The sequence below is a fragment of the Galactobacter sp. genome, from assembly GCF_022712295.1.
Classification (GTDB): Bacteria; Actinomycetota; Actinomycetes; order Actinomycetales; family Micrococcaceae; genus Galactobacter.
The window spans coordinates 1-15252 of the sequence record NZ_JALAGT010000003.1 but is presented as its reverse complement, the minus strand read 5'-3'; the positions used below and the strand labels follow the sequence as shown (position 1 = coordinate 15252).

The window sequence follows — 15252 nt, the reverse complement described above, 5'->3', positions numbered from 1 at the left end:
GCCCCAACACCCCGGCCCCCTTGAGGCCACCGAGCTTGTGGCCGGAGACGGACAGGGTGTCCGCGGCGAACATCAGCGGTTGCAGATCCATCCAAGACCCGGCCTGCACGGCGTCCACGTGCAACCGGGCTCCCACCGACTGGGCCAGCGCGGCCACGTCACGGACGGGCTGAACCGTCCCCACCTCGTTGTTCACGGCCATCATCGCCACCAGCGTGGTGTCGGGGCGCAGCCGTGCGGCGACCTCGGACGGATCCACCACGCCGGAGCGACCCACGGGGATCACCTCGACCTCGGCGCCGTGCCAGGCGGCGAGCTGCGCCGCGGTGGAGACCACGGACGGGTGTTCCATCGCGGTGATGAGCACGTGCTTGCCTCGCGGGCGGGCCAGAAGCGTCCCGTGCAAGGCCAGCGCATTGGACTCGGTGCCTCCGGAGGTGAAGACCACCCGAGACGGCCGCGTCCCCAACGCCTCCGCGGCCAAGGCCCGCCCCCAGTCCAGGGCCCGGAGGGCCTCCTCGCCGGCCTCGTGGTGGCTGGCGGGGTTCCCGAACGCTTCGGTGAACAACGGCAGGACCGTCTCCAGCACCTGCGGGCGCACGGCCTGGGTCGCGGAGGCGTCCAGGTTGATCATTCGGAGGCCCCGGCCTGCACCTCGAAGTCCAGCCCCAGGTCCAGGGCCTTCACCGAGTGCGTGATGGCACCGCTCGAGATCACGTCGACGCCGGTGGCCGCGATCGCCCCGATGGTCTCGGCCGTGACGGTCCCGGAGGCCTCCACGATGGCCCGACCCGCTATGTGCTCCACCGCCTCCGCAGTCTCCGAGAGCGAGAAGTTGTCCAGCATGATGGTGTCCACCCCGGCCGCCAGCACCGCGTCGATCTGGTCCGGCCGGTCCACCTCGACCTCGACGTGCACGGTGTGTCCCCAACGGGCCTTGGCATCCATCAGCGCCCGAGTCAGATCCGAGCCCGAGCCAAGCAGGGAGAGGTGATTGTCCTTGGCCATGACCGCTTCGGAGAGGTTGTCCCGGTGGTTGGAGCCGCCACCGCAGCGCACGGCGTAGCGCTCGAGCACGCGAAGGCCTGGAGTGGTCTTGCGGGTGTCGGCCACGCGGGCATGCCCTCCGGCCTCCCTGACCAGGCCCACCAAGTGGGCCGTCGCGGTCGCGATGCCGGAGAGCCGCTGGAGCAGATTGAGGCCCACCCGTTCTCCCAACAACACGGCGCGGGCCGGGCCGGACACCCACAGCAGCGTGGCTCCGGCGTCAAAAGCTTCGCCGTCTGCCACGGCCTGATCCACCTTCACGGGCGCGCCGCCTGCCGCGGCCTGCCGCATGGCCTCGGCGAACACGTCGCCGCCCGCCAGCACGCCCGGGACGCGGGCGACGACCGCGGCGATCGCCGTCGCGTCTGCCGGGACCAGTCCCTGCGCGGTCAGGTCCCCGTGGGGCGCATCCTCGGCGAGCGCTGCCGCCACGATGGCCTCCACGGCCGCGGCGGGCGGGGTGGGGACGGGAAACGCGCTCATGCGCCGGCCTCCTGGAGTTGCTTGTTCTGGTGAGGGGTATGAATGCCCGGCGTCGTGTGGTGGGCCACCACCGCGACGGTGTCGCCAGGGCGGGAGGCGCCTGCGGTGTCGTCGCGAACGTGCGCACCCAACGATCCGGTGCGGGCCAGGGCTGCGGTCGCGACGGCCTGGGCCGCGGCGAGTTCGGGGAACCAGCCGTGGCGGTCTCGGAGCCGTGAGAGTTCCCGCAGTGCCGTGGCGATTCCCGCCCCGGTCCTGCGCACGCCGAGGTGGGTGTCGGCGAGCGCCTGGACGGCCACGACCGCGTCGTGCGGCGGGGCCAGTTCCAGCCCGGTCCCGGTGGACACGGTCGGCCGGGGCGACGCGCCGAGATCGGGCCTGCCGGGCAGCGTGTGGTGGCCCGCAACGACCGTGGCCACTGCTGCCAAGCCCATGTGCACGCCTTCGAGTAGGGAGTTGGAGGCCAGGCGGTTGGCCCCGTGCAGCCCGGAGCGGGCGGCCTCGCCCGCCACGAGGAGCCCGGGCACCGTGGAGCGGGACGCCGCATCCGTGGCCACGCCGCCCATCCAGTAGTGCTCGGCCGGGGTGACGCGGACGGGATCACGCTCGAGGTCCAGCCCTGCGCGGGCGAGGGCCGCCGTGATGGTGGGGAATCGCGTGGCAAGGAAGCCACGCCCTTCGCGGGCAACGATGGGTGAGGCGTCCAGCCAGGCGCCACCCTGGGCGCCGAAGACGCCGCGCGAAACCACGTCGCGTGGTGCGAGTTCGCCTCGCGGGTCCAGGCCGAGCATGAACCGCTCCCCCGAGGCGTCGCGCAGCACTGCGCCCTCACCGCGCACGGCCTCAGAGATCATGAAGGCCGCGTCCGGGGCGTAGGTGGGGTGGAATTGGACCATCTCGGCATCCGCGATGGCTGCGCCCGCGGTCAGGGCGAGGCCCACCGCGTCGGCCGGGTTACCCCAGCGCGAGGTGCGCAGCCCGTAGACCCCGCTCAGGCCACCCGTGGCGAGCAGGACGGCGTCCGCGGTGACGTCTGTGTCACGCCCGACGGAGGGGCGCCGCAGCCGTGTGCCCGTCACCGCACCGTTGGCCGTGAGCAGCCGCACGGCGCGCGTGTCGGTCAGCAGCCTGACACGCCCTTGGTCCGCGAGGCCTCGCACGCGCGCAGAGAGCGCGGCGACGATCCCGGCTCCGGTGGCGTCGCCGCCGATGTGCAGGATGCGGTCGTGGGCGTGGGCCGCCTCCCGGGTGAGGGACAGCGCGCCGGACTCGGTCCGATCCCATGCCGTGCCCCAGCGCGTCAGCGTGTCGACGTGACTGGACGCGGCCGCGCAGATCGCAGCGACCACGGCAGCGTCGCCATGGAAGGCGCCGGCCGCAAGGGTGTCCGAGACGTGGCTGCCCACGGAATCACCGTGCGCCACGCCCTGAGCGATGACGGCGGCCAACCCACCCTGCGCCTGCACCGATGCGGAGGATTCCAGGTGGTGCGTGTCCACGAGGGTGACGTCGAGACCGGCCTCGGCCGCGGCGAGCGTGGCGCTCAGTCCGGCCACGCCGCCGCCCAACACCAGCAGGTGACGGGTCACCGCGGCTTCGCCGCCAACATGCGCTCCAGCGCCACCTTGGCATCGGCCGCGGTGTCCTCGGGAACCGTGATCTGGTTGACCACGTTGCCGTCCACGAGTTCCTCGAGCACCCAGGCCAGGTAGCCGGGGTGGATGCGGTACATGGTTGAGCAGGGGCACACCACGGGGTCCAGGCAGAAGATCGTCTTGTCCGGGTGCTGCGCCGCCAGGCGGTTGACCAGGTTGATCTCGGTGCCGATGGCGATGGTGGCGCCGGCCGGGGCGGCCTCCACCACGCGGCGGATCACGTCGGTGGAGCCGGCCTCGTCCGCGGCCTGCACCACGGGTAGCGGGCACTCGGGGTGCACCACCACCTGCACGTCCGGGAAGTCACGGCGGGCCTGCTCGATCTGGGCCACGGTGAAGCGCTTGTGCACGGAGCAGAAGCCATTCCAGAGGATGACCTTGGCATCCTGCAGGGTCTGCGGGGACTGCCCGCCGGTTGCCGCGAACTCCCCGCGGTCGCGCGGGAACCACAGCGGCATCTGGTCGAGGGAGATCCCCATCGCGGAGGCGGTGTTGCGCCCCAAGTGCTGGTCGGGGAAGAAGAGCACGCGCTGGCCGTCCTCGAAGGCTCGCTCCAGCACGGTCGCTGCATTGGAGGAGGTGCACACGTAACCCCCGTGACGACCCACGAAGCCCTTCAACGCGGCCGAGCAGTTCATGTAGGTCACGGGGATGACGGGAACGCGGCCGTCCTGGTCCGGCTCGGTCCCGTAGAGGTCGGTGAGCGCCTCCCAGCAGGCCTCGACGTCGTCCTCGTTGGCCATGTCCGCCATGGAGCAGCCGGCCGCGAGGTTGGGCAGGATCACCGCTTGGTTCGGCTTGGACAGGATGTCAGCGGTCTCCGCCATGAAGTGCACGCCACAGAACACGATGGCCTCCGCGTCAGGGTGTTCCAGTGCGGCGTTGGCCAGCTGGAAGGAGTCACCGACGTAGTCGGCGTGCTCCACGATCTCGTCGCGCTGGTAGAAGTGCCCGAGCACCACGGCGCGGTCGCCCAGAGTCTCCCGAGCCGCACGGATGCGGGCGTGCAGCTCCTCCTCGGAGGCCAGTCGGTATTCGGCAGGGATCACACCCTGGCGCGGTGAGGCGCTGGGGATGTGGTCCGCGGCGGAGGCGCCGGGCCCGTAGCCGGGGCTGCGGTCGATGTCCCACGGATTGACCTTGAGGCCGGAATCGCACGAGGACGATGCCGGTCGCTTCAACTGCAACTGGACGCTGGTCATACTGTTTCCCTTTCCGGGTCCGGAACCAACTCTTGGTCCCGTTTCTGCTGGGTCGTCTCCGCGGTATCCACCGCGCGATAGAGCTTGGGCGGGCGGTTGCGGCCGCCGGTGAGGACCTGTCCGGTGTCCTCGAGCCCGCCGCGGGCCAACATGGTGCGGCGGAAGTTGGCTTGGTCCAGGTCCTTGTCGAGGATGGCCTCATGGACCTCGCGCAGCTGGGCCAGCGTGAAGGTCTCCCCCAGCAGCCGTCTGGCCACATCGGCCCAGCCGACCTTGGCCCGCAGTCTCGCCACGGCGTAGGCAACGATGGCCGAGTGGTCGAAGGCCAACCGCTCGGTGACGGTGGCGTGGTCCACGGGGAACCAGGCGACGTTCGGGTCATCGACCAGCACGGCGTCCGCACCCTGCTCACGCACCAGGGCCCAGTAGACCACCGAGACCACCCGGGGACCCTCGCCCCGATCGGTTCCGCCGAAGGTGTAGAGCTGCTCAAGCAGCGCCGGCGCCAGGCCGGTGGTGCTTCGCAGTGCCGTGGCCGCTGCGGTGCGCAGGGAGGTGTCACCGCGCAGGGGTCCACCAGGCAACGCCCATTGCCCCTTGTACGGGGAGCGCTCCCGACGCACCAACGGCACGTGCAGTGCGGGCCGTGCGCCGTCGACGGGCCGGCCCGTGACGTCCACGGGGGCACGCAGAGTGAACACCACGGTGGAGACGGCCAACGGTGGTGTCGCTGCGCGGCGCTCGGCAAGATTGGCCCAGGCCTGGGTACTCATGGCCTCCGCCTCCTTGCGGGCTGCTTCATGGGCCGAGTGGTCCACTCCGATGGAAGTTTGTTTGAGTCAGTTTGACTCTAACTAATGATACGCCACGGCGACGCGCGCGGCCAAGCCGCGCTCCGCCGTCGGGCACCGGGATCAGTGCACGAGGCGTCCGGCTCAGTTCATGGTGCCGGACAGCATGTCCGCGACCAACGCCGCCACCTCCGAGCGCTCGGAGCGCGTCAGGGTGACGTGCCCGAAGAGGCGATGCCCCTTCAGCGTCTCCACGATCGCCGCGATCCCGTCCCCACGCCCAACGTGCAGGTTGTCCCGCTGATCCATGTCGTGGGTGAGCACCACCCGGGCGTTCTGCCCCACCCGCGTCATGACGGTGAGCAGCACGTTCTTCTCCAGCGACTGCGCCTCGTCCACGATCACGAAGGCGTCGTGCAGCGAACGGCCACGAATGTGCGTCAGCGGCAGCACCTCGAGGATCTCGCGGGAGATCACCTCATCCATCACCTCACGGGACACCAGGGCCTCGAGCGTGTCGAAGACGGCCTGCCCCCACGGGTTCATCTTCTCCTCCTCGGAACCGGGCAGGTATCCGAGCTCCTGACCACCCACGGCGTACAACGGCCGGAAGACGATGATCTTCTTGTGCTCCTGCCGCTCGAGCACGGCATCCAAGCCGGCCATCAGCGCCAGCGCGGATTTACCCGTACCGGCACGGCCGCCCAAGGACACGATCCCCACACCGGGATCGGCCAGCAGGTCGATGGCCAGCCTCTGCTCCGCGCTGCGTCCGTGCATGCCGAACACGTCGCGATCACCACGCACCAGATGCAGTTCCCCGTCCGCGTGCACCCGTGCCAAGGCGGAGGACCCTCCGCCGGTCGCCACCACACCCGTGTTGATGGGCAGCTCGTCCACGTCCGCGTTGCCGACCGGCTCGCCCGCGTAGAGACGCTCGATCTCCTCGGGCGTCACCTCGAGTTCTGCGGTACCAGTCCAACCGGTGTCCACCACCTGTTCGTGGCGATACTCCTCGGCCCCGAGTCCCAGGGAGGAGGCCTTCAGGCGCAGCGGCATGTCCTTGGACACCAGCACCACGTCCAGCCCCTCGGCCGCCAGGTTCTGCGCAACGGCCAGGATGCGCTGATCCGCCTCTCCCCCGTGCCGGAATCCCCGCGGGAGGCCGGAAAGGTCCACGTGGTTGAGTTCCACGCGCAGGGTGCCACCTTCACCCACCGGCAACGGCCGGTGCAGGGCCCCGTGATCACGCCGCAGCGCGTCCAGTTCCCGCAGCGCCTGGCGGGCAAAGACGCCGATCTCCGGGTCATGACGTTTGGCCTCGAGTTCGGAGAGCACCACAGCAGGCAGAACCACGTGGTGTTCAGCGAAGCGGTGTACCGCACGTGGATCCGAGATCAACACGGAGGTGTCCACCACGTAGGTTCGCAGGCCGGAGGCCGCCTGCGCCTCTGCCTGAGTTGCTGCGTTCTTCAACGGGTTCGTCATGGCATTCCCTCGCAAGGTGATGTGAGCGGGGGCCGGACGCCCCCGACGCGCACCAGATTGCCACCACTGCACCGTCATGCTCGGAGGAACACGGCGTGGCGCGCGTGTCCGTCAGGTGAACTTCTCGAAACAGGGAGGACTCAGCCCCCGAAGCGGCGCCCGCGTTGCTCGTAGTCACGCAGCGCCCGGAGGAAGTCGACGCGCCGGAAATCGGGCCACAGGGCCTCACAGAAATAGAACTCGGAGTACGCCGACTGCCACATCAGGAAGCCGGAGAGCCGCTGCTCCCCCGAAGTACGGATCAGCAGTTCAGGATCCGGCTGGCCCGAGGTGTAGAGGTGCTGGGAGATGTCCTCGACGTCGAGCACGTCCGCGATCTGCTCTGGAGTGCGCCCCTTGGCGCCTTCCTCCCGGAGCAGAGAGCGCACGGCGTCCACGATCTCCCGGCGCCCACCGTAGCCCACCGCCACATTCACGTGCAGACCGGCGCGCTCCGCGGTGTCCTCCCGCAGGCGGGTGAGTGTGGTCGCCAGTTCCTCCGGCAGCAGCTCCACGGCACCCACCGGCTGAACGCGAGGGCCCCCGGGCTCGCCGAGGCGCAGCAGCAGCTCCTTGATGATGGAGATGAGGTCGGTCAGTTCCGACGCCGGCCGATTCAGGTTCTCCGTCGAGAGCATGTAGAGCGTGACGGTGTGGATGCCCAGATCGCGGCACCATCCCAGGAACTCGACGATCTTGTCGGCGCCGACGCGATGCCCGTGCGCCGTCGGCGCTCCTGCAGCCTTGGCCCAGCGGCGATTCCCGTCAACCAGCACGCCCACGTGCTTGGGCATGGTCTCCGGGTTCAGCTCCCGGGCCAGCTTGCGCTCATAGATCCCGTAGAGAAGGTTGGGCCAGTGCATGGTGTGTCCGTCCGCCGTGGCGCTCAGGCGCGCCCGCCGGGTTCGTCGGTGTCGGAGGCCGTGCGATCCGTGTCCGACGTCGTGTCTGCGGCGTCTGCGGCGCCGTCACCGGCGGCGGAACGGCCATCCGCGTCGTCGGCCAGATTTGCCGCCGCCTTGCGCTGCGCGGCCTCCTCCTCGCCCGCGGCGACGAGCTCGGCCTGACGCTCCTGCTGTTCCGACTGATACCGGATGCGACGGATACGACGCGTCATGTCCCAGATCAGGAAGATGACCACAAGGACCATGGCACCGGTGGCCACGAAACCGGCAAAGCCCGGCCCGTAGTCACGGAACTGGTCGTCGGTCGTGGCGGGGATCGAGGGGTCCGTCGATGCCGCCATGAACACCTCGGTCACGGACCACGCGTTCAGCAGGTGCACTGTGTGGAACAACTCCTCAAGACGATTCCGTGCGCACATCCGTCCCGGACGCGCGCGTGGTCGGGACAGTCCCGACCTCGAACCATTCTACTGACTTTGTTGAGAGCAGGCTGATGCCGCCCTCAGTTCCCGGAGTCGTCCAGCACCAGGTCGCTGCCGCCCGGCCGGAACGGCTGCGGCGCAGCCTTCGAGCGGCCGATCCGTTCTCCCACCCCGTCATGCAGGCCGGCGAACAGGTCGGTCTCGGGGAGGTCGGTGGCCACCCGGGTGAAGGCCAGCGTGTAGTCCTCCCACGGGTAGATCTTGGCCGCCAAGGCAGCGGGCACCGCGAAGAAGAATCCGTCCGGGTCCACCTGCGTCCGGTGGGCAAGCAGGGCGGCATCACGGCGGTCCAAGAAGGTCGCCACCGGGATCCGGGTGGTGGTCTGGTGCCGCACGGCCCAACCGTCCCCCTGGTTCTCCCGTTCCACCGCACGGGCCAATCGGGCGTCGAAGGGCGACTCCAGGCCTGCGTCCAACAACCCCTCGTGCAAGGCACGGAACTTCTCCGGGGCAAAACCGCGGTCGTAGTAGATCTTGGACACGTTCCACGGCTCGCCGAGTCCCGGGTACTCCTCCGGGTTGCCCGCGGCGCGGAAGGCCTCCACGGAGACCTCGTGGCAACGGATGTGGTCGGGGTGCGGGTAGCCGCCGTTCTCGTCATAGGTGAGGATCACGTGAGGGCGGAAGGTGCGCACCAAGCGCACCAGCGGAGCGGCGGTGGTGGACAGCGGCAGCGAGGCGAAGCTGCCGAAGGGCAGCGGAGGCAAGGGATCGCCTTCGGGCAGACCCGAGTCCACGAACCCGAGCCAACGGTGCTGGACGCCGAGGGCCGCCACGGAGGCGGCCATCTCGTCGCGCCTCAATCCCGCCAGGTCGCGGTGAGCGCGGGCCACCTCGCGGGCGGAGGAGACCAGGATGTCCCCGCGTTCTCCACCGGTGCAGGAGACCACCATGACCTCGGCTCCAGCCGCGACGTACGCGGCCGTGGCTGCCGCGCCCTTCGAGGCCTCGTCGTCCGGGTGGGCGTGCACAGCCATCACGCGCAGCCCCGTCGCGTCCGGGATCGAGGCAGCGCCCTCAGAAGTGAGTTCGGCGTCCAACTGCTCGGTCATCTTGGGCCCCTTGTCCTTGACTCGTTTCTGCAGTGCTCTTGCTCACAAGGACGGTACACGCGCCCATGCAACCGCCAGGTAGTGCCACTACACTTGACGTCATCATGACCTCGTCCGCTTACCCCTCGGGTGAACCGTCCTCAACGGTAGAACCGTCTGAGCACCAAGCCAGCCTAGCCTCACGTTACGGGCGCCCCAAGCGTCGCATCGGCAAACGCACCGCAATCATCCTTGCCGTCGTGGCATTGATCCTCTCGCTCGTGGTGATCTTCTTCCTGACCCGCAACCAGCACACCAGTTACGACACCGAGAATGTCGCCTTCGACGTGGTCAGTTCCCGACAGATGGACGTGACCGTTGCGGTGAAGCTTCCGGCCGACGAAAGCGTCACGTGCGGCATCCAGGTGTTGGCCGAGGACCATGCGGTGGTCGGTTACACCGAGGAGACCTTCACCGGGGCACAAGGACGTGATGCCGGCGGCGGTCAGCGCGAGGTTCAGCGCACCGTCCCCATCCGCACCGTCTTCGAGGGCGTGACCGGCCAGGTCTCCATCTGCTGGAAAAACTGAGCGTAAACCACCGCTGAAGTGGTGATCGTCTCGTTTCCGGGCTAAAATTGTGGGAACACATACGTGGAACCCCGTCGCACGTCGCCCAAGGTCCAGCCCTGGAGGGTCGGTCCAGCCGGCGACAAGGTGGTGGGGTTTCGTTTTGCCTTAGTTCGTGAGAACTACCGCAACTACTCGGAACACACAGGAGGATGACGTGAGCAGCACCGAAGAGGTCTGGCTGACCCAGGAGGCCTACGACAGGCTCGCCAAGGAGCTCACCGACCGTACCGGCCCCATCCGCGCGGAGATCGTGGAGCGCATCGAGCAGGCGCGCTCCGAGGGCGACCTCAAGGAGAACGGCGGCTACCACGCCGCCCGCGAGGAGCAGGGCAAGAACGAGGGCCGTATCGCCTACCTGAAGCAGTTCCTCGAGACGGCCAAGGTCGGCGACGCGCCCGAGGACAACGGCATCGTGGAGCCCGGCATGGTCGTCACCGCCACCATCGCCGGCCGAGAGACCAAGTTCCTGTTCGGTTCCCGCGAGATCGGTGGCGACACCGACCTTGACGTCTTCTCGGAGAAGTCCGCCATCGGAGCAGCCATCAATGGCAAGAAGGTGGGCGACGAGTTCGCGTACACCGCCCCCAACGGCAAGGACATTCCGGTCAAGGTCGTGGAGGCCAAGCCCTACAAGGGCTGATTCGGTGCCGCGCGCAGCGCGGCCGCTCCACGGCGAACGCCAAAGGTGCCCGACGACGTGTGGTGATCACACGTCGTCGGGCACCTTTGTCTGTCTCAGGTCAGCCGTTGAGGACCTGCGGGTCGTAGCCATCGTGCCGCAAAGCATCCAGCACCCATTCGGAGTGCTGAGTGCCCTTGGTCTCCAGGTCGATGGTGATGGCCACGTCTCCCATGGACAGCTCGCCGCCGATCCGGGTGTGGTCCACGCGGGTCACGTTGGCGTCGTTCTCGGCGATGATGCGGGAGATGCGCGCCAGCTCGCCCGGGCGGTCCTGGAGCATCATCCGGACGGTGATGTAACGACCGGCAGCCGCAAGACCCCGCTGGATGACCTTCAGCATCAACAACGGGTCGATATTGCCGCCGGAGAGGACCACCGCGGTGCGGCTGGGCTCGTAACCGGCCGCCTCGAGCGTGCCCTCCAGGAGCGCGGCGACGCCCACGGCGCCCGCAGGCTCGACCACCAGCTTGGATCGCTCCAGCAGGAAGACGAGCGCGCGAGCCAAGGCGTCCTCAGACACGGTGACGACGTCATCCACCAGTTCCCGGATGATCTGGAAGGGCAGCTGGCCAGGGCGTCCCACCGCGATGCCGTCCGCGATGGTGCGCACGGTGTCCAAAGGCACCAGGGCGTCCGCGGCGAGGGAGGGCGGGTAAGCGGCCGCGTTCTCCGCCTGCACGCCGATCACGTTGATGGTGCGGCCGAGTTCTGCGGCACGCGCCTTCAGCGCCACCGCGACGCCGGCCAGCAGCCCACCACCGCCCACGCCCATGACCACGGTCTCGACGTCCGGGTACTGTTCAAGGATCTCCAGGCCGATGGTCCCCTGCCCGGCGATGATGTCTGGGTGGTCGAAGGGGTGGACGAAGACCGCGCCGGTCTCGTTGGCGTACTGCTCGGCCGCTGCCAACGCCTCGTCGACGTTCTCGCCGTGCAGAACCACCTCGGCCCCGTGGTCCTGGGTGGCAGCAATCTTGGGAAGTGCGGCACCGAGCGGCATGTAGATGCGCGCCTTGATCCCCAGCCGCCTGGCTGCCTGCGCCACGCCCTGGGCGTGGTTACCCGCGGAGGCGGCCACGACGCCGCGACGCTTCTCCGCCTCGGAGAGCTTGGCCATACGGACGTAGGCGCCGCGCACCTTGAAGGAGCCGGCCCGCTGCAGGTTCTCCGCCTTCAGCCACACGGGGGCACCCACGGACTGTTCCAACGCTCGCGAGTGGTGCAGCTCGGTGCGTTCCACCACGCCGTCAAGCAATGCGGCGGCCTCGCGAATGCCCTCGATCCCCACGGGGAGTCGGTCAAGGGCCTCCTGGAGGTCGTGGGTCTGAGGTGCACTGGTCACGGTATGGATCTCCTGAGTCATGCGGATTCACTAGGTTGAAACATTCTGCGCCCTACTGGGGTGCAATGAAGAAGTCGAGTCATTCGGGGTCGTCCAGTGGGCTGACTCCCCCGGTGCCGGTGGCACGCGAGCGGGCCGGCGGCGGCCCGGGGGTGACATCCGGTTCATGCCATTCCCTGTCCTCATCTCCATAGAGGACGGGCCCCTCCGCCGCTTGTGCCTCGACCGCATCTTGGTCCGCCTTGACGGCCGGGTCACGCTCCCAAGAGCGCGTCGCCAGGTACTTGACCACGGTGTTCATCACGGCGAGCACGGGGACGGCGAACAGGGCGCCCACGATGCCGAAGAGGAAACTGCCTCCCGCCACGCCGAGTACCACGGCCAGCGGGTGGAGGCTCACTGCACGGCCCATGATCAGCGGCTGCAGCACGTGGGATTCCACCTGCTGGACCAACAGGACCACGGCCAACATGATGATGGCCGTGACCCAGCCGTGTGAGACCAGCGCCAACAGCACCGCGATGAAGCCGGTCAGCACCGCACCAACGATGGGGATGAAGGCACCCAACAACACCAGGACGGCCAGAGGGAGGGCCAACGGCACCTGCAGGATCGCCGCGCCAACACCGATGCCCACCGCGTCGATCAGGGCCACGACCACCTGCACGCGGACATAGGAGACCAGGCTGGCCCACCCGCGACGCCCCGCGCCGTCCATGGCGCCCCGCGCCCGGCGAGGGAAGAGCCCCACGGCCCAGCGCCAGATGGTCTCCCCCTGCAGCAGGAAGAAGATCAACGCGAACAGGGTCAGGATCAGCCCGGCCCCGAAGTGTCCCACCGAGGTCAGGCCCGAGGCGGCGGAACGCACGATGCTGTCTTGGTTCTCGTTGAGGGCGTTCAGCCCCGAGTCGAGCCAACCATCGATGGTGGAGGCGCCGATGTTCAGTGGCCCGTCGTTGAGCCAGACCTGCACCTCCTTGACGCCCCTGACCGCTTGGTCGATCAGGTCCGGGACATTCTTGGCCATGGTCCGGATGACCGCGTACAGGGCTCCGGAAATCGCAGCGAGGAAGAGCAGGAAGGTGACGGTGACGCTGAGCGCGTTGGGGAAGTGGAAGCGTTTCTCGAGGAAGACCTTGACCGGCAGCAGCAACCCGGCCAGGAGGGCCGCGACCATCAACGGGATCACGAGGTTGGACAGCTTGGCCAAGCCCCAGCAGACGCCCGCAGAGACCAGCACGATGATGGCGATGCGCCAGCTGTAGTCTGCCGCGATGCGCAGCGGTCGTGGAACGTCGTGCGGGGCGGTGGCGGCCTTGGCGTGGGCTTCCTTCTCCGCTTGGGCCGTGTGCCCCAATCCACGGCGGGCCGTTGCCGTGATGGGCGGGTCCAGGAAATCGAACTCGTCCGCAGCGTTGGCGTCCTCGATGCGCTGCTTGGCCTTACGCACCCACGTAGAGACCTTGAGCTCGCGCGATTCCTTCGACGAGGACTCCTCCGACGACGGCCCTTCGCCCTCGGGTGCTTCCTTGCTCACGTGTGGTTCCCCTCGGTCTTCTCAGGTTTCTCCTGCAGCCTAGACCCGGCTGAGGGATCCACCGTCATTACGAACAAAACAGCCCGTCGCGCCGGTGACTTCTGGTTGCCGGCGGGACGGGCTGTCGGAGTTCAAGCGAGCATCAATCCGCCAGTGACCGGATGATCGAGATGAGGCGGATCATCTCGACGTAGATCCAGACGAGGGACAGCGTGAGGCCGAAGGCGCAGCGCCAGGAGAAGTCCTGCGGGGCGCCACCACGGATGGCGGTCTCGATGTCTTCGAAGTCGGTGATGAGGTAGAAGGCGCCGATGGCGATGCCGATGACACCGATCAGCAGGCCGATCCAGCCGGTGCGGAAGTTGATGGCCCCACCGGAGACCATGGAGATGATCCAGTTGACCAGCGCGAAGCCCACGAAGGCCCAACCGGCCGTGTAGACGATCTTGCGCATCTTGGGGGTGGTGCGGAACTTCCCTGAGCGGTTCAGGAACAGGCAGACGCCGAAGACCAGTGCGGTGCCGAGGATGGCCTGCAGCACGATGCCGGGGTAGATGATCTCGAACAGGGCGGAGATGACGCCGAGCAGGAAGCCCTCGAGCACCGCGTAGGCGATGGACAGCGCCGGGGAGGCCTTGGCCTTGAACTGGTTGACGAGGCCGATCACCAGGGCGGCGATGGAGGCGAGGCCCGCCACGGCCACGAGCGGGCCGAGGCTCTGGGCGTTCTGGGCCATGTTCATCAACAGCATCCAGCCGATGACGCCGCCGACGAGGATTCCCGCGGCCATGACGAGCATCTTGTTGAGGACGTCGTTGATGTTCATGCCGCGTTCGGTGGAACCGGGGCGGCCCGGAGCCTGGGCGTACATGGATTCCAGGTCATCCACCTGAGGTGCAGGCATCGCGTTGGCGGCCTGGCCCGCGCGCACCTGATCCTGGAAGGTCTTCGAACTGAAGACGGGGTTGGAACTCTTGGCCACGTGAAATCACTCCACATCGGATGTCATGGTCTTTCAAACAACCCTATAGGAGTTCCCTGTCACTTCGCTGTGCGACGGGTGCCACTGCGCTACAAGCGAAGAGCGGACTCACCAGGCCAGTGCGGTCCTGGATCCTGGGGCGATCTCCGTGTGGCCGGCATCGCGAATCTGCACCGTGGCTTGCTTGCGGGTCTTACGCATGGCTCGTGCGTCCAGCGGCGTCAGCACGGAGGGCTGGCCGGCCTGCATCCATGCCTCGCGTGCCTCCGGGGTCAGACGCACGGCCCACTCGAAAGCGGCATGGGCGGACTGAGCGGCGGCCTTGCCCGTGGACATGTCCAGAGAGGTGTCAACGCCAAGGTGCAACACCGGCACCCCCTCCGGCGCGGGCACGGAGTGTTGCACTGCCTCACCGGTGTGTTCCAGCTCGGTTCCGGCCACCTGCAGCTGCTTCATGCGGCCGGTGAGCGGGTAGGTGGTGGGTGCCTGCGCGGCGGCGACGGCACGCCCCACGTGCACCACCACGGCGCCTTGTGCCTCGACCGCACGCAGGTCCTTGGGCTTACCCCGCCGCGTGGATTTGCCCTGACCGGACACGTACCAGGGTTCCCAATGTTCGTCCTCGGGGAAGGCCGTGATGGCGGCTGCGGAGGCCAAGGCCGCGGCCAAACAGGTCTCCTCGTGCCCGGCAGGGTCTGCGGGGTCCTTCAGGACGGCGATGGGCTGGATCATCTCGACGGCTGGCACGGGATCCATTTTCCCACGCTTCGTGCCGGCCGCAGTGTTGGTACCCCCAGTCGGACTCGAACCGACAACACAAGGATTTTAAGTCGCTGTGTTTTGGTAAGATTGCGCCCCAGGATCGGCCTAGATCCGCATTATTCCGGGGATCTGAAAGGTAACACCAATTGCTAGTAATGGCTACAGACGGGTAGCAATGGCTACAGTAATGGC

15 protein-coding genes are annotated in these 15252 nt (G+C 68.1%); 2 read left to right on the top strand and 13 right to left on the bottom strand.

All coding sequences use genetic code 11. The features are described 5' to 3' along the window. The 9 genes from Q0A15_RS00220 to mca all read right to left on the bottom strand — a co-directional run. Window positions 1-634, bottom strand: a 634-nt coding sequence (locus Q0A15_RS00220) for an aminotransferase class V-fold PLP-dependent enzyme (RefSeq protein ID WP_291277525.1), incomplete at its 3' end; no start/stop codon positions are given. Beyond that, window positions 631-1530: a carboxylating nicotinate-nucleotide diphosphorylase gene (gene nadC / locus Q0A15_RS00215; RefSeq protein WP_291277524.1), complete on the bottom strand. Its 900-nt coding sequence runs from the start codon at window positions 1528-1530 to the stop codon at window positions 631-633. The genes nadC and Q0A15_RS00220, both read right to left, overlap by 4 nt. Further along, a complete protein-coding gene (locus Q0A15_RS00210) occupies window positions 1527-3119 on the bottom strand; it encodes an FAD-binding protein (RefSeq protein ID WP_291277523.1) in 1593 nt (530 codons plus the stop codon). The genes nadC and Q0A15_RS00210 overlap by 4 nt, the downstream gene beginning before the upstream one ends. Then, the gene (gene nadA, locus Q0A15_RS00205) at window positions 3116-4387 is read right to left on the bottom strand and encodes a quinolinate synthase NadA (protein WP_291277522.1); all 1272 of its coding nucleotides are present in this window, start codon (window positions 4385-4387) and stop codon (window positions 3116-3118) included. Before nadA ends, Q0A15_RS00210 begins: the two co-directional genes overlap by 4 nt. Beyond that, on the bottom strand, window positions 4384-5160 hold the full coding sequence (locus Q0A15_RS00200) for an NUDIX domain-containing protein (RefSeq protein ID WP_291277521.1): 777 nt from the start codon (window positions 5158-5160) through the stop codon (window positions 4384-4386). Before Q0A15_RS00200 ends, nadA begins: the two co-directional genes overlap by 4 nt. A gap of 162 nt (window positions 5161-5322) precedes the next feature. Next, window positions 5323-6666 carry a PhoH family protein gene (locus Q0A15_RS00195; RefSeq protein ID WP_291277520.1) on the bottom strand — a complete coding sequence of 448 codons (1344 nt, stop codon included), beginning with the start codon at window positions 6664-6666 and terminating at the stop codon, window positions 5323-5325. A gap of 140 nt (window positions 6667-6806) precedes the next feature. Next, complete coding sequence (locus Q0A15_RS00190) at window positions 6807-7568, bottom strand: isoprenyl transferase (protein WP_291277519.1); 762 nt, start codon at window positions 7566-7568, stop codon at window positions 6807-6809. Between the two features lie 23 nt (window positions 7569-7591). Further along, window positions 7592-7990 carry a hypothetical protein gene (locus Q0A15_RS00185; protein ID WP_291277518.1) on the bottom strand — a complete coding sequence of 133 codons (399 nt, stop codon included), beginning with the start codon at window positions 7988-7990 and terminating at the stop codon, window positions 7592-7594. Between the two features lie 122 nt (window positions 7991-8112). Then, window positions 8113-9144, bottom strand: coding sequence for a mycothiol conjugate amidase Mca (gene mca / locus Q0A15_RS00180; protein ID WP_291277517.1), 1032 nt, complete (start codon window positions 9142-9144; stop codon window positions 8113-8115). 104 nt (window positions 9145-9248) lie between these two features. On the opposite strand from mca, the gene Q0A15_RS00175 reads away from it, so the two are divergent. Then, complete coding sequence (locus Q0A15_RS00175) at window positions 9249-9713, top strand: DUF4307 domain-containing protein (RefSeq protein ID WP_291277516.1); 465 nt, start codon at window positions 9249-9251, stop codon at window positions 9711-9713. A gap of 196 nt (window positions 9714-9909) precedes the next feature. Beyond that, on the top strand, window positions 9910-10395 hold the full coding sequence (gene greA / locus Q0A15_RS00170; RefSeq protein ID WP_291277515.1) for a transcription elongation factor GreA: 486 nt from the start codon (window positions 9910-9912) through the stop codon (window positions 10393-10395). A gap of 100 nt (window positions 10396-10495) precedes the next feature. On the opposite strand, the gene ilvA is transcribed toward greA, so the two are convergent. From ilvA to Q0A15_RS00150, 4 genes are all read right to left on the bottom strand, one after another. Then, the gene (ilvA, locus tag Q0A15_RS00165; RefSeq protein ID WP_291277514.1) at window positions 10496-11800 is read right to left on the bottom strand and encodes a threonine ammonia-lyase; all 1305 of its coding nucleotides are present in this window, start codon (window positions 11798-11800) and stop codon (window positions 10496-10498) included. Window positions 11801-11858: 58 nt separating this feature from the next. Next, the gene (locus tag Q0A15_RS00160) at window positions 11859-13316 is read right to left on the bottom strand and encodes an AI-2E family transporter (RefSeq protein WP_291277513.1); all 1458 of its coding nucleotides are present in this window, start codon (window positions 13314-13316) and stop codon (window positions 11859-11861) included. A 142-nt stretch (window positions 13317-13458) separates the two neighbouring features. Continuing rightward, the gene (locus tag Q0A15_RS00155; protein ID WP_291277512.1) at window positions 13459-14298 is read right to left on the bottom strand and encodes a Bax inhibitor-1/YccA family protein; all 840 of its coding nucleotides are present in this window, start codon (window positions 14296-14298) and stop codon (window positions 13459-13461) included. 108 nt (window positions 14299-14406) lie between these two features. After that, on the bottom strand, window positions 14407-15045 hold the full coding sequence (locus Q0A15_RS00150) for a peptidyl-tRNA hydrolase (RefSeq protein WP_291277511.1): 639 nt from the start codon (window positions 15043-15045) through the stop codon (window positions 14407-14409). Between the last annotated feature and the right edge of the window lie 207 nt (window positions 15046-15252).

Coding starts and splice junctions, on each gene's coding strand:
- nadC (WP_291277524.1), bottom strand. CDS start 1,530: ATGAGCGCGTTTCCCGTCCCCACCCCGCCCGCCGCGGCCGTGGAGGCC.
- nadA (WP_291277522.1), bottom strand. CDS start 4,387: ATGACCAGCGTCCAGTTGCAGTTGAAGCGACCGGCATCGTCCTCGTGC.
- Q0A15_RS00200 (WP_291277521.1), bottom strand. CDS start 5,160: ATGAGTACCCAGGCCTGGGCCAATCTTGCCGAGCGCCGCGCAGCGACA.
- Q0A15_RS00195 (WP_291277520.1), bottom strand. CDS start 6,666: ATGACGAACCCGTTGAAGAACGCAGCAACTCAGGCAGAGGCGCAGGCG.
- Q0A15_RS00190 (WP_291277519.1), bottom strand. CDS start 7,568: ATGCACTGGCCCAACCTTCTCTACGGGATCTATGAGCGCAAGCTGGCC.
- mca (WP_291277517.1), bottom strand. CDS start 9,144: ATGACCGAGCAGTTGGACGCCGAACTCACTTCTGAGGGCGCTGCCTCG.
- Q0A15_RS00175 (WP_291277516.1), top strand. CDS start 9,249: ATGACCTCGTCCGCTTACCCCTCGGGTGAACCGTCCTCAACGGTAGAA.
- ilvA (WP_291277514.1), bottom strand. CDS start 11,800: ATGACTCAGGAGATCCATACCGTGACCAGTGCACCTCAGACCCACGAC.